The sequence below is a fragment of the Vibrio sp. S234-5 genome, assembly GCF_000960595.1.
Lineage (GTDB): Bacteria > Pseudomonadota > Gammaproteobacteria > Enterobacterales > Vibrionaceae > Vibrio.
The window spans coordinates 1-14,186 of the sequence record NZ_JZAM01000208.1; the positions used below are offsets into that span (position 1 = coordinate 1).

General features: G+C 50.1%; 14 protein-coding genes and 1 pseudogene. 6 read left to right on the plus strand and 9 right to left on the minus strand.

The window, feature by feature from the left end; all coding sequences use genetic code 11:
* The 3 genes and pseudogenes from UF06_RS11350 to UF06_RS11360 form a co-directional block, all read right to left on the minus strand.
* Window positions 1-368, minus strand: a pseudogene (locus UF06_RS11350) (transposase); the annotation flags it as partial.
* 51 nt (window positions 369-419) lie between these two features.
* Window positions 420-998, minus strand: coding sequence for an NAD(P)H-dependent oxidoreductase (locus UF06_RS11355; protein WP_045570564.1), 579 nt, complete (start codon window positions 996-998; stop codon window positions 420-422).
* 1 nt (window position 999) lies between these two features.
* A complete protein-coding gene (locus UF06_RS11360; protein ID WP_045570565.1) occupies window positions 1,000-1,899 on the minus strand; it encodes an EamA family transporter in 900 nt (299 codons plus the stop codon).
* 120 nt (window positions 1,900-2,019) lie between these two features.
* On the opposite strand from UF06_RS11360, the gene UF06_RS11365 reads away from it, so the two are divergent.
* A complete protein-coding gene (locus UF06_RS11365; protein WP_045570566.1) occupies window positions 2,020-2,499 on the plus strand; it encodes a MarR family transcriptional regulator in 480 nt (159 codons plus the stop codon).
* Window positions 2,500-2,554: 55 nt separating this feature from the next.
* Here the strand turns inward: UF06_RS11365 and UF06_RS11370 are convergent, their stop codons facing one another.
* On the minus strand, window positions 2,555-2,779 hold the full coding sequence (locus UF06_RS11370) for a hypothetical protein (RefSeq protein WP_045570567.1): 225 nt from the start codon (window positions 2,777-2,779) through the stop codon (window positions 2,555-2,557).
* Between the two features lie 273 nt (window positions 2,780-3,052).
* Between UF06_RS11370 and UF06_RS11375 the strand changes: the two genes are divergently transcribed.
* Both UF06_RS11375 and UF06_RS11380 read left to right on the plus strand, forming a co-directional pair.
* The gene (locus UF06_RS11375; protein ID WP_045570568.1) at window positions 3,053-4,015 is read left to right on the plus strand and encodes an L-threonylcarbamoyladenylate synthase; all 963 of its coding nucleotides are present in this window, start codon (window positions 3,053-3,055) and stop codon (window positions 4,013-4,015) included.
* A gap of 269 nt (window positions 4,016-4,284) precedes the next feature.
* Window positions 4,285-4,887, plus strand: a complete 603-nt coding sequence (locus UF06_RS11380) for a DedA family protein (protein WP_226972832.1) — start codon at window positions 4,285-4,287, stop codon at window positions 4,885-4,887.
* A gap of 19 nt (window positions 4,888-4,906) precedes the next feature.
* On the opposite strand, the gene UF06_RS11385 is transcribed toward UF06_RS11380, so the two are convergent.
* Window positions 4,907-5,884 carry an ion channel gene (locus UF06_RS11385; protein WP_045570569.1) on the minus strand — a complete coding sequence of 326 codons (978 nt, stop codon included), beginning with the start codon at window positions 5,882-5,884 and terminating at the stop codon, window positions 4,907-4,909.
* Window positions 5,885-5,971: 87 nt separating this feature from the next.
* A complete protein-coding gene (locus UF06_RS11390; RefSeq protein WP_045570570.1) occupies window positions 5,972-6,883 on the minus strand; it encodes a LysR substrate-binding domain-containing protein in 912 nt (303 codons plus the stop codon).
* 100 nt (window positions 6,884-6,983) lie between these two features.
* On the opposite strand from UF06_RS11390, the gene UF06_RS11395 reads away from it, so the two are divergent.
* Both UF06_RS11395 and UF06_RS11400 read left to right on the plus strand, forming a co-directional pair.
* Window positions 6,984-8,237, plus strand: coding sequence for a D-amino acid dehydrogenase (locus UF06_RS11395; RefSeq protein WP_045570571.1), 1,254 nt, complete (start codon window positions 6,984-6,986; stop codon window positions 8,235-8,237).
* 294 nt (window positions 8,238-8,531) lie between these two features.
* Window positions 8,532-10,073 (plus strand): alanine/glycine:cation symporter family protein, encoded by a 1,542-nt coding sequence (locus UF06_RS11400; RefSeq protein ID WP_045570572.1) that lies wholly within the window; start codon window positions 8,532-8,534, stop codon window positions 10,071-10,073.
* A 120-nt stretch (window positions 10,074-10,193) separates the two neighbouring features.
* Here UF06_RS11400 and UF06_RS11405 read toward each other — a convergent pair whose 3' ends face one another.
* Both UF06_RS11405 and UF06_RS11410 read right to left on the minus strand, forming a co-directional pair.
* Window positions 10,194-10,787, minus strand: a complete 594-nt coding sequence (locus tag UF06_RS11405) for a GPR1/FUN34/YaaH family transporter (RefSeq protein ID WP_039424320.1) — start codon at window positions 10,785-10,787, stop codon at window positions 10,194-10,196.
* Window positions 10,788-10,944: 157 nt separating this feature from the next.
* Window positions 10,945-12,648, minus strand: a complete 1,704-nt coding sequence (locus UF06_RS11410; protein WP_045570573.1) for a chitinase — start codon at window positions 12,646-12,648, stop codon at window positions 10,945-10,947.
* A 543-nt stretch (window positions 12,649-13,191) separates the two neighbouring features.
* Here UF06_RS11410 and UF06_RS11415 point away from each other — a divergent pair.
* Window positions 13,192-13,590: a hypothetical protein gene (locus tag UF06_RS11415; RefSeq protein WP_052702553.1), complete on the plus strand. Its 399-nt coding sequence runs from the start codon at window positions 13,192-13,194 to the stop codon at window positions 13,588-13,590.
* Here UF06_RS11415 and UF06_RS11420 read toward each other — a convergent pair.
* Window positions 13,582-14,184 (minus strand): 4Fe-4S cluster-binding domain-containing protein, encoded by a 603-nt coding sequence (locus tag UF06_RS11420; protein WP_052702554.1) that lies wholly within the window; start codon window positions 14,182-14,184, stop codon window positions 13,582-13,584. The two genes, UF06_RS11415 and UF06_RS11420, sit on opposite strands and share 9 nt — an antisense overlap.
* Window positions 14,185-14,186: the final 2 nt, after the last annotated feature.

Below are 14,186 nucleotides of genomic sequence, written 5' to 3' on the forward strand. Positions count from 1 at the left end.
AGAGCGAGCAATATTGAGCAGCTCACACTGGCGCTTTTTCGGCAATGGGGTGGATTTAACCAGCGAACTCTTTCTCTGGGCTCGGTCTAACGACCGAGCACTTTGGCCAAAAAATCATTTTCCATGGTCAATTGACCGATCTTGGCGTGAAGTTTGTCCACTTCTTCGGAATTCTCTTTTCCTGTGTGATTTTCGGTGGCAAAAATCATGGCTGCGTTTTCAAGCAGCTCCTTTTTCCATGTCGAGATTTGGTTAGCGTGCAGGTTGTATTTCTGAGCTAACTCAGCGACGGTTTTATCGCCTTTAGCGGCATCGAGTGCCACCTTAGCTTTAAACTCAGGAGAGTGGTTTCTACGTTTTCTAGTCATAATCTGTCCCTGTATTGTTGGGTACTATCAAAACAGATCGACCACTTAAAGTCATGTCCGAAAATCGGGGGCCACTTCTCGATGCACTGGCCCGAGCGCATTGGCATAAGCCGCCAGCAACGAGATGGTGTACTCGCTGCGGGCATGAAGTTGCTCGTCTGCACATCTGTGCTCTTGAGTAAACAAGGTGTCGCATTGGCGGAAAATAAGGTGATCCGGTAAGAAACAGACATGATTGTTCTTATTGCCCGTCATACGCAGTTCGCTGATAGGGTACACGCCGTTGACACTGGCAGACACACTGACCAGCAATGCGGGCTTGTGGGCCAGTTCATCATCGGTGGCTAGCATCAGAAAGTTCTTCAAGGCGGGCGTTGCCATGCCGTGCCACTCCGGTGTAATAAAAATAAAGGCATCTGACTGCTTGAGCATTTGCGCGATGGGCGACCACACTTGCCACTCTTCACTGCCCTGCCAAACCCCTTCATTCCAAAACGGCAAGTTGAGCTGATGCAAATCAAGCACGTTCACCTGAGTGAAATGCTTCTGCGATAGGGTTTGTAGATAGTAAGCCACTTTGGCGCTTTGCGAGTTGGCACGTTGGCTACCAGAAACGATAGTGATGTTCATATTAGATTCCTTTTAACGGTAAAGTAGTTTGATTGGCTCGCAGCTCAGAGCGAGGCACAGCCAATAAAATAGCGAGTAAAATAGCGCACGCGCCGAGTAATTGCGGCCAAGTCAGCGCTTGATTGAGCAACAGATAGCCAAGAAAACAGGCCGAGACACTACTGAGAAAGCCGAGAAACGAAACAGTAACCGGTGGCAATTTTTCGATGCCTCGAAACCAGAGAAAGTAGCCAAGCACTGCGCCAATCAAACTCAAGTAGCCGTAACCTAGATAGTTAGTGGGGGTCAGTTGGGAAGGAATGCCCTCTAGCCACAGCGATACTGGCAATAAAGCCACGCCGCCAAACAGCAGTTGCCAACCCGTAAAACCCAGCAGTGACATACCACTTGGCCGGCCCCACTTTTTGGTCAACACCACACCTGATGCCATACTCAACGTCCCCAAAGCGGCAATCACTAACCCTTGTAGATTCAGAGCGACCGAACTATTGAGGACCAAAAGCGCAATGCCGATCACCCCTACGCCACTCGCCAGCCACTGCCTTGATGTCACACGCGCATTCAACCAGAACCAACTCAAGAACATGACCAGCATCGGCTGAAAAGACATCACCAAAGACGCCATACCACCGGGCAAATAGGTCGCCGCAAAAAAGAGGCAATAGAAAAACAGCCCAATGTTCAGTAGGCCTAAGGTCGCAAGACGCCCCCACCAGATGCCTTGCAGCCAAGTTCGGCTCAGAAGCACCAGCAGAATGCCCGCAGGCAGCGCGCGAATGGTCGAGGCAATCAACGGACTTTCTGGCGGTAAGGCTTGCGTGGTCACAATATAGGTACTGCCCCACACCAATGGCGCAACAGCAGTGAGGACAATGGTTTTTACCGAATTCACTTTATTCATGGCTCACCTGACTTGTGCTATAAGAAAGTATCTTACACAAAAGATACTTTTTAAAAAATAATGGAGAATTCACTTTTGATCAAGTATCTTTTTGGAAAGATATTAAGTTGAGAGAAAAGCATGGCAAACGATCAAGTCGACACGATTTTGTCGCAGTGGCGTGAAGTGAAACCCGATATGGATTGTTCCAGCATGGGGGTGGTCGGAAGGCTGAGACGCACTAGTGAACTGTGGAAGAAACAGTTAGAAGCGGTTTTTCAGGCCCATGAGCTGAGTAGCATTGAGTTTGATATGCTCGCGACCATGCGTCGCAGCAACCGTGACATCACCCCAACCGAGTTGTATCAGACGCTGATGCTCTCTTCCGGTGCGGTCAGTACACGGATTGAACATCTGGTGCAACGTGGGTTGGTGCAGCGTGTCGCCAGTGCGCATGACAGGCGCAGTTGCAGCGTGTCACTCACCGAACAAGGTGTTGACGTCATCGACAAAGCGTTACAAGCACACGTGGCCAATATGGATCAGATGCTGAGTGTGTTGGACAAACAAGAGCAAGCACAACTGGCGGAACTGCTGAAAAAGATTTTGCTAGCACAGTAAGTACCGACAGGAATACGTGCCGTTGGCGAGCACACGGTTTGCTCGCCAAGGCTTTTTAATGTCCCTGATGGGTGATAAACGCTTTATCCCATTCGGTTAAATTGTCGGTTACTCGCGCCACCAGCGGCAATAAAGTGGCCGCTTCACGCTCTTTGAAAGGATGATTGGTGATCACCGCAAAACCAGCAACGTAGCAGACGCCGCCTTTGCGGTGGATAAAGCGAGCAATCATGCTCACCGCTTCTTCACTGTATGATTCAATTTTGTAGAGAGATTCCATTGTCATCTCCTTTTTAATTTGCTCAACGACGAAATAGTGTTGCCAGATTTTCGCCGCTTAGTCGATGGAACAGACTGAGTCCTTTGTCTAATTTTCAAGCATATTTGATGCCAGTTATTTTCGGTCACCGATGCATTGGCATTGCTCTCGCATCTTGTTAGCAGTTGAGTATAATGTCGCCTTTGTTTTAAACCGCGCCTTCTGGCAAACGCCATGGTGTTGGGTAAGATTGTTATCGGGCCTTCGTATTAGGCCGCCCCAGAGGAAGTCACATTGAACACGCTTTATCTTTCTGCCGCTGAGCAAAAAGAGATCGACCAGGCTAAAGAGCTGCTTGCTCAAGGTGAGCTGGTCGCAATCCCGACTGAAACGGTTTATGGTCTGGCGGCGGATGCCACCAACCCAGAAGCCGTTAAGAAGATTTTTGCCGCGAAAGGAAGACCGGCTGATCACCCGTTGATCGTGCATATTGGCCAAGTTGAACAATTGACGGATTGGGCTGTCGAGATCCCTGAAGAAGCTTATGTACTCGCACAAGCTTACTGGCCCGGTCCACTAACTCTGCTGCTGAAAAAAGCCGCTCACGTGACTCCAGTGGTGACGGGAGGCTTAGAAACCATTGGTATCCGAATGCCTGCCCATCAGGTGTTTGCCACCTTGCTGCAATCGTCGGGAATGGCCGTCGCAGCGCCTTCGGCCAACCCTTATAAAAAGCTCAGCCCAACCTCTGCGCAGCACGTCATCAACTCGCTGGGCGGCAAAATTGCCGCTGTCCTCGATGGCGGTGACTGTGCTCACGGCCTTGAATCTACGATTGTCGATCTGACCGAAAAGCCATTTCGCATTTTGCGAGCCGGGCCAATCTCCGCCGCGCAGCTATCGGCCACGTTAGGCGAAGAGGTGAGTTCACCAGTGAACCACACGGTTGCCGTACCTGGTAACGTAACCAGCCACTACCAGCCAAATACGCGGGTACGTTTGGTTGATGCGAGCGAACTGATTCACTTAGCCAATGACAAGATCGCCTATTTGCACTATTCGCCATTTGAGAATCACGCCAATATCAAAGCGAAACAAATGCCGGGATCGGTAGCAGACTACGCTCACGCGCTCTACCGCACACTTGATGAGGCAGACAAGTGGGGCTGCGAGGAAATTTGGGTAGAAAGACCACCGATGGACGAAAGCTGGTCAGCGGTGCATGATCGACTGAATCGAGCGCAATCAAAGCTCTGATTTTACATAAGAAAAGTTATATAAAAGCAACCCGACACTAAGTCGGGTTACTTTTACTCAGCATTTGGTTTGCCATGTTCCAAAAGCAATTGAACCATAGGGTTCCCAACGCTTTTGGCCTACGATGATCTCAATACTTGTCACACCTAACTTGGCGAACCATTTCTATCAGGGTTATGTCAATTTCCAGCTTGCCGATGCCGTAAGCGTTGATTCTTTACTCGAACAGCGCTATTAAAGATCAGCGTTTCTCCAAGCGGATATCCAACTTGCAACAGCTCAATCAACTGCTTCTTGTCATGCAACCCCTTCTGGAACAGTACGGCTATCTTGCCTTGATCGTCAGTATTTTTCTTGAAGGCATTGGCGTGCCGATGCCCGGACAATCCTTGATGATTGCTGCCTCGATCCTCTCTGCGCAGCAAGTGATGAGCTTTCCGGCGGTGATGTTGGTTTCTTGGCTCAGCTGCTTTACTGGTAATACTCTGGGCTACCTGCTTGGCTACTATTTTGAAGAGTGGTTGGATAAGAAAGGCTACATCTCAGGCAACAAGTTTCGCAAACTGCAAAATGCCATTCAAAAATACGGTCCGGCCTGTTTGGTAGTTAGTCGTTTTATCGAAGGGATGAAGCAGTTTATGCCGTTAGCGTGTGGCGTCGCAAAAATGCCACTCAAGGAGTTCTTACTGGGCAACTTACTCGCCACCACCATTTGGGTGACTGTGTTTGGCCTTATCACCCATTATGCCTTTGAGCATTTAACGCAAATAAGCCAGTTCTATGCAGGCCATCGCCTCATCGTCTGGTTTGCCACCGCGGTGCTGTTTGCTTTCATGCTCTACGCCTTACTCAAAAAGCGCCGTAATGTCTAAAAGATCATCCGCACGCCGGTTATCGGGTCATCTTTTTGACAAATACCACCACAAACAGCGCCATGGTGAAGCTGCCGAGGAAGGCTTCGAGGGCCGCGATAAAGCGCGCCATTCCAACTGGTGAAATATCGCCATAACCGAGAGTGGTGAAGGTCACGACACTAAAATAGACCGCGTTCAAAAACTCAAACAGATAGAACTTCCAGCCCGTCATGTCGGCGTAAATCGGGTTGGCAGAAGTGGTATCGAGAAAGAAATAAGCGCTGGCGCAAGCCAAAATGAGGAAGATAGAAAACAGCACCACACGCAAAGGATCTTCACCGTAACCACAAAAAATATCCACCAGCTTGGAAAGAACACGTTGCATGCTCATTTTCGGCATTTGATAGCGGCGAAAACGCATCTCTTTTTTGAAAAACATCCCAGCCGTTTCAAATAAGCCCTGCTTTTCACACTGCTTACGAATGCCACGGCACACCTCTTCCACTTCCTGCCAAAGCGATTCGGCTTTGTGCAGATCGCCCTTTTGCTTGGCTTCCCGAGCTTGACGCTCCTGCTTGAGCTCGCTGCCCCAATCGATGTTTTCCAGCCGTGCTCGCGAAAGATCCGCGCCGAGTAGATTGCACCCTTCTAGCCGCGCGCAATGCAAGTTGGCGCTGACCAGCTTGCACTTCATCAGCGACGAGCCGCGCAGATCCAAGCCAAAAAAGTGCGCATTACTGAGATCGGCACGGTAAAAATCGGCCTCACGACACTGATAGCCCACTTTGCTGCCACGATTGACCAGATTAAGATCCGCCAAGTTTGTTTTTGCCAACTGAAATCCGTCTAAAGGTTTACCTTCTGCTGCCCATTGCTCAACCTGAGATTTTACATCGTCGTTGCTTTTATCTATCTCGGGATCGTGCCAATAACAGAGGCCCGATTCGCCACTGGGTTGATCGCAGCACCAGCCATCAGGATTTTGATAGCGGCATCGGCCTTTATCTGACTTCATTTTGCTGCCTCGTTGTGCCAAGCGAGAAGCGCGGATACACACTTTCGCTGTCAGACTAAGTGTAGATGCCTGCTATTGAGTTTCAACTCAATTGTGAATTTGCCGTTTGAGCCACGCGATAAACGCCGCCGTGCTGTCGTTCTCGCTATTGCGGATCAAGTAGTAACCCGCGTTGGCTTTGACCGGCTGAAAGGGAGAGACCAAACGCCCGCTCTCCAGTTCGTTGTCAATCAGCGCCATGCGTGCCATGGCAATGCCAACGCCCGCCTCAGCCGCCGACATCGCCATATCGGTACGGTTAAAGAAATGGCCGCGATCGGTCGGTAGATCCAAACGCCGATCGGCCACCCAACTGAGCCATTCAAAATCGCGGGCCGCTTTTTCCCACGGCATGGCATCATGCAGCAGCACCACGCTGGCCCACTCCTGTTGGGTGTAACTGGCCTTGCTCAGCCAAGGGTGAGCGTGCAAATATTTGCCACTCATCACCGGCAACAAAGACTCATCCAACAGCAATTCGGCGTTGGGGTGACGATAGGGATGAGGGCGGTAATCGATCGCCAGATCAAAATCTCGGGTGTCACTGTTAACCAGCGCCCCTTCGGCGAAAATTTGGATCTGAATTTCCGGATATTGCTGATGAAAACTGTCCAGCTTGGGCACTAACCATTTGAAAGCAAATGACGGCGTCAACTTGAGGCGCACTTCTTGCGCTCGCCCCTGCTCTTGACGCAAACGCCCCACTTCCGCCTCGATTTCACCTAAGTGCACACCGGCACACTGATGCAGTTGCCGACCTTTGTCGGTGAAGCGAATACCGCGCGAGTGCCGTTCAAATAAACTAAAACCAAGTTGCTGTTCCAACTGGAGAAGTTGCTGACTAACCGCCCCAGTGGTTAAGCATAACTGCTTGGCAGCCGCTGTCAGGCTGGTGTGTTTTCCCACTTCGACAAAGGTGTAGAGTGCGGCAAGGTGGCTACTTTTGATTAATGTCGTCATTCTGCATTTAGTTTTTCTATAAGCTGCGATTAATTTATATCGATTGTTACTGGCTTGTAAACAATGGAAACTCACGCTGTTTCTAACGAGGAGAACGTCGATGAAAGCAGTGGTGTTAGGCAGCGGTGTCGTGGGTTTAATGAGTGCATGGTATTTGCAAAAAGCAGGCTATCAAGTGACCGTGGTCGATAGGCAGTCTCGCAGCGGGGAAGAGACCAGTTTTGCCAATGCCGGACAAATTTCCTATGGCTACTCCTCGCCTTGGGCCGCGCCGGGCATTCCGCAAAAAGCCATCCGTTGGCTGCTGGAAGAGCACGCGCCACTAAAAATTAAGCCATCGCTCGATCCGCAACTGTTCAAGTGGGCGACGCAAATGCTAAGCAACTGCCAGCTCAGCCGCTACCAAATCAACAAAGCACGTATGCTCGGCATCGCCAATCACAGCCGAGAGTGCCTGAGTGCGCTGCGTCAAGAACACCACATTGAGTATCAAGGCCGCCAGCAAGGCACGCTGCAAGTCTTTCGCAATCAAAAACAGCTCAAAGCGATAGAAAAGGACATTGCACTGCTTGAACAAAGTGGCACTCGCTTTCAACGTATGAGCGTAGAGCAGTGTATCAAACAAGAGCCCGGGCTTGCCGCAGTGAGTGACAAGCTGACTGGCGGTTTATACCTGCCCGATGACGAAACGGGCGATTGCTATCTCTTTTGCCAACAAATGACGGAACTGGCGAAAGCCCACGGGGTGACGTTCTCGTTCAACACGCAAATTCAAGCGCTGAAAACCGAAGGCAATCAGGTGGTCGCCGTCGCCACTGACCAAGGCGATTTGCAAGCCGACGTATACGTGGTAGCCATGGGCAGTTACTCCACCTCGCTTTTGGCAACCGTAGGCATCGACATTCCGGTTTATCCGGTCAAAGGCTACTCGCTGACGGTGCCAATCAGCGATGCGCAGCAAGCCCCTGTATCCACCGTGATGGACGAAACCTATAAAGTGGCGCTGACGCGTTTTGACGACAGAATCCGCGTCGCGGGCACGGCAGAGTTGGCTGGATTTGATCCCGCTATTCCTGAGAAGCGCAAAGCAACGATTGCGATGGTGGTAAAAGATCTTTTTCCACACTGCGGTGATTTTACTAAAGCCGAATTTTGGACAGGATTTCGCCCAATGACGCCCGATGGTACGCCACTGATTGGCCGCACACCGATAGACAACCTTTACACCAATACCGGACACGGAACACTTGGCTGGACCATGGCGTGCGGCTCTGGACACCTGCTAGCGCAAGTGATTAGCGGCGCACAGCAAAAGCCCATTTCTGGCTTAGATTACTTCCGTTACGCCAGTTAACAGCAGATCACTCTAACATCCTGACTAATTGCAGTGACACTCAGCCGCCTGCTCTGACGGTCACTGCAATGCATTATTCTGCATTTATCCGCAATATCTATTAAAACCTCTTCCCTTTTATCAATTTCGGCAAACCCGACCAACTTTTAACATCTTGTTAGCATTTTGTGTTCACAATCACGAACCTGACAGTTTGTAGATATTTTGGTTAACATTTGAGTTACAAAAAGATTAATATACCGAGCAGAAAATACTCAAAACAAACACTACAAACACACAACAGGGAAAATACTCATGCAGTCATTCGTTGATTTTCTGAATGGAATAATTTGGAGCCCAGCACTCATTTATCTGTGCTTGGGCGCAGGTCTGTTCTACTCCATCATGACGCGCTTTGTGCAAGTTCGTCATTTCTTTGAAATGTGGCGTTTGCTTCTTTCTGGCAAAAGTTCCACCAAAGGTATCTCTTCTTTCCAAGCACTCGCCGTTTCACTGTCTGGTCGTGTGGGTACAGGTAACATTGCCGGCGTTGCTGCCGCTATCGGCTTCGGTGGCCCGGGTGCGGTTTTCTGGATGTGGGTCGTGGCGTTTTTCGGCGCGGCAACCGCGTATGCCGAATCCACTCTGGCACAAATCTACAAAGAAGAAGACAACGGCGAGTTCCGCGGTGGCCCAGCTTACTACATTGAAAAAGCCATGGGACAGAAGTGGTATGCGTGGGTTTTCGCCATCTCGACCATTTTTGCCTGTGGTGTGCTGCTACCGGGCGTGCAGTCCAACAGCATCGGCAATGCGGTTGAAGCGGCATTTGGTTCAGGTGACATGATTGACACCGCTATCGGTACCTTCAGTTTTGCGAAAATTTTCACTGGTACGGTTATCTCAGTCATCCTCGCTTTCATTATCTTCGGTGGGGTAAAACGTATTGCCAGCTTTACTCAGGTGGTGGTGCCTTTCATGGCCTTGGCGTACGTCATCACAGCATTCGTCATTATCCTACTCAACATAGGTGAAGTACCACGTATTGTTGCCATGATCGTCGGTGATGCGTTCACACCAATGGCTGGAATTGGTGCGGCCATTGGCTGGGGGGTAAAACGTGGTGTTTACTCGAACGAAGCTGGCCAAGGTACGGGCCCTCACGCAGCCGCTGCGGCCAGTGTTGAGCACCCTGCGCAGCAAGGTCTGGTGCAATCTTTCTCTATCTACATTGATACACTGCTAGTGTGTTCGGCAACCGCGTTTATGATCCTGATTACTGGTGCGTACAACGTACACGGTGCAGAAGGTTTCTTGGTACAAAACATTGCCGCAGACATCGCTGCCAACAGCCCTGTCTATACGCAGATGGCGATTGAAAGCGCGCTACCTGGCGTCGGTAAACCATTTATCGCCATTGCACTGTTCTTCTTTGCCTTTACTACTATTTTGGCTTACTACTACATCGCTGAAACCAACATCGCTTACATCCGTCGCACCTTTAAAGTCGATGGCCTGATGTTTGTTCTGAAAGTGGTATTGATCTCTGTGGTGTTCTACGGCACGGTGAAAACCGCAGACTTAGCTTGGGCAATGGGTGACGTCGGTGTAGGCCTAATGGCATGGCTCAACATTGTTGGTATTCTGATCATCTTCTTCATGTCTAAACCCGCTCTCAAAGCGCTGCAAGACTATGAAGAACAACAAAAGCAAGGCGTGACAGAGTTTATCTTTAACCCGGTCAAACTCGGCATTACAGGTGCGACTTACTGGGAAGAGAAGTACAAGCGTAAAACTGGTCAAGCACCACAAGCGGATGAGAAAACCACCCGCGCTGTGGAGCAGCCTTCACTCTAACTTCTACGGAAGTGCAACACACAACATCACACAATAATAAAAAGCAGTATTCCCTAAGGGGTACTAAAAAAGGGGTTAGCCACTGGCTAACCCCTTTTAACTGTTCCCAAAATTTTCAGCTTACGCAGCAAGCTCTTGCGCTTTCACTGCTGGTGCTTTCTTCTCACCGATTGGCAGAATAGTGCGGCCGTATTCGTTGTTCAGCACTTGCGCCATCGCAAAGTAAACCGCACTTGCGCCACAGAAAATACCTTCGAAACCAGCGATGGTGCCGATCAGTTCGCTGCCGGTGAAATCACGTGCAGCCAATAGCGCAAACAGAATAGTCAGTGAGCCGAATACCACTTGCTTCGCCGTTGGGTAGCACAGAGAACCGATAAACATGAAACCAGTGAAAATCCCCCATAGCGCCAAGTACCATCCCATGAATGGTGCTGGGCTGGCAGGCAGACCCATTTTGGGCATCACGATCAAACCGACTAAAGTTAGCCAGAAAAGACCGTAAGAGGTGAAGGCAGTCGTACCAAACGTGTCGCCACGTTTAAAGCACATGATGCCGACGATCACCTGGCTCAGACCACCGTAAAAGATGCCCATTGCCAGAATCATAGAGTCGATTGGGAAAAAACCTGCGTTATGGATGTTCAGCAGGATGGTGGTCATACCAAAACCCATCAGACCGAGTGGCGCTGGGTTAGCCAGTTTAGTAGACATCGGCACTTACCTTTCAAAAATGTTGATAAAAATTACGCGCGGATTTTAATTGAGCCTTGAATAAAAGATAGAAGGCGAAAGTGCAAACTAAGTTTCCAGATAAAGCCGGTAAAAAAGAGAGGCCCCGCACATGCAGAGCCTCTTTAGCTAACTTCTTTTACTGGCAGGAAATTTCATCCCAGAACCAGTTAGACTGCGTTGGCGTTTCCCATACGCCCGGGCCATTTTTGGCCACAAAACATTTTCCGTTGTACGTCACTTTGTCGCCATTGGCCACTTGGCTTGCTCCCGGCTCCCACTGCACAAACGTGTCTGGAATGGGGGTAGGTTCGGGAGTTGGGTCCGGTGTTGGGGTTGGATCTGGCGTCGGATCCGGCGTGGGAACCGGATCTGGTGTTGGTGTTGGTGTTGGCGTAGGCTCCGATGGTGTTCCCGCCACTAGCTCCCACGGGCCACCTTTGCTTGGATCATCACCTTGAGTCCACCATTTCGCTTTATAGGTCGCGCCTTGGTAAGTCACAAGATCGCCCGCTAGGTAAACTTTACTGCTCTCCCAACCATTGCCGCCCGGCTCAGTTCCAGGGTCGACCGGATCGAGTTTATCCACCACTCGTACTTGCGGCCAGCTGGCGTGTGAGCCATAAAAATTGCTCACGCATTTTTCGTAGTCTCCGGGCACCAAAGCCGAGTACGCCGTTTGAAAGCCGACTAACTCACACTCGAACGAATAGCCACCTGGGCGATCTGCATAGTATTTCCAGTTACCATCCCAGTTGGTGTACAACACGTCAGTCGCACCATTGAGATTGAGGCTGCCGTACGGCGTTTGTTGCCAGCAAGTGTTTTTCTCATCGGCTTCAATCGGGATCTGATAATGCTCCGCCAACCCTTCCCAGTAACGAATACGGTTCACTGGCTGGCCTTTGTTTTTGTTCTGCTCACCGCACTCAATCCCGCCATTGATCACATTGATGGTGGTGCCAAAGCCATAGCCAATTCCAGCATCGATTTCACGCTGCGACGGAACCCAAGTGCGATCAATCACGTGCAGCATAGCGGGTTTGGGGGCTTGCGGTGTTAAGAAAAACCAGATTGCCGAAGCTAAATTGAGCCAAGAGTCCGCCACCAGCGCAGGATTTTTCAGTAGTACTGTCGCATCGCCGTCAAACATCACTTCGGAAAATGCGCCGTAATTGAAATGATAAGAGAGCTGTTTAGCGCCGCGACCAAAATAGCCTTGACCGGCTTCACACGGCCAGCGCTGATTCTGCCAATCGTTTTGACCACAGCCTGTCGTGTAACCCGCTTGACCTTCAGACCAGCCCATTTCACGCACATGCACCAGCGCTTGCTGCCACTCTTCCAAAGCTAGAGGGTTATCTGAAACATTGCCTTTGGCAATGTGGCCACCAGTCTCTTGAGAGAAGTGAGCAAAAGCGGTCACGATGGACTGTTTACAAATCGCATCCGCGTTTCGCCCATCATTGTACTCCCCACAAAAAGCAGGAAACTTACCCACGGCACGCAAAAAACGGGTGTAAGTGTACTCCGGCGCCGCCATCTGGGTTAAGAAATCCCACTCACTTTGCGGGAAAACACGTTCGACTCGTTTCACGTTTTCTGGATTGCTGCTGGCCCCCGGCTCTATCGCTTCGACCACGGAGTTGGGGCGTGTTTGCAGGGCTTGCGACCAAATCGCATACATGGGATTGGCCGTTTTGGCTTGTTCCGCCGCTTGCAACTCTGCGCGCGAAACCAAATAGCCATTGGCATTTTGCGGGTCGGGTTGAATCGTCATCGCGGCCTGCGCTCCAGCCGCCAGTGCGCAGCCAATCAACAGCGACAGATGGGAGATGTCCATCGTTTTATCCTCTACTCTACACAGTGAATTTACTCAGCAGATTAGACCGTTATCGATAAACTCGGCAGTAACAAACGCGGGTAAACACGAGAAATGCGAGTCATTTTGATGAGATGAAAACCGCACAACATCCTACGACATCGCTTATGCCTGCCCTGTTCCAAAACCAACAGAATGGGAGATCCGCTGATAAAAAAAACCTGAGACACAGCTCAGGGTTTGTCGAAAATACCTCGTGAGGATTATTCCAACTCTATTATCAATAGAACAATAAATAAATTATAAAACAATACCTTGAAGAAAAATTCAATCAAAAAACCATGAAAAATGCCATGCATCGTAAAAACGCTCAAGATGTCGGATTAGCATCTTCAGATGGCCAACTCACCCGCATTACCATCACAAACATCCCGCTCAACTAGGAGGCCTCGGGCGGCTTTTACAAAGCATCTTTCGCCAAGATGCTGCATATTGAGATGCCCCAGACACGCTAAAGACCATTTCTGTGTTCACGACAGCAGCAGTCACAGCATTTCCTACAAGGTGTTTGACTCGCCTGCGGGCGAAAACCTGTTGTTTGTCACCACCACACCGGTGCACTTAGACCCGTTCGCCACTCGTGCGAGCATCGAACTGCTGGTTGCACTTGAACCCAACTTTATGTACCTGACCCACCACGGGCCGGTGCAGTCGACGGCCGCGAATGTCCGGCTGTTACTGGCATCACTGGATTCCTTTGTCGCCATCGCCGAACAACACGCCAGCCCGCTTGAAGGTCGTCACCAGTGCATTGCAGCAGCCATGCTCGAGTGGCTGACAGCACAACTGGCAACCATCAACCCTTTGGCAGACCTGCAACAGGCCCGGGCCTGGCTGGCAACAGATGCCGACTTCAACACCCAGGAGCTGAAAGTCAAGCTAGACAAATCCAAGTTACTCTGAATCTATTAAAGTCCCGAAAAAGCCGCTGTCCGGGTAACCAAGAACTCTGATAGCAGCATTTTCATCAATAATGACTTCGACCTCGTTAGCGTCTTCTGGCGGCTCCAGAGGAATTCTGCCTCCCGCCAGGTAAATTAATTCCTGATTTGACGAGCCCCTCCAACGAAGATTCGTATTCCTTAAAGAAGAAGAGTAGCGACCGGTTATCATCAAGTCACAATGTTCTCTGAGCAATGCCCAATCCTTGCGCTTTACTAGCTCACTATACGTAAAACCGGTATATAAAACCGTCGAGCAGCCCGAGGAGCGCCTAATAGAACTTAATAACCAACGTGTGTTTGGTGCCTGTTGTAGAGGCTCACCTCCAAGTAGGGTTATGCCATCAATATCCCTATATTGAAGAATGTCATCCAATAATTGCTCCCGATGTATCAATTGTTCAGGCTCAAATGACCACATCTGCTGATTCCAGCATCCTTCACAAGCTAACGAACAACCCTGAAGCCAAATAACGTAACGTTTACCAGGGCCATATATATGGCTTTCTGGTTCAATATGCGCAACGTTAAAGTACTCACCATAGTCCTGTCGCATAA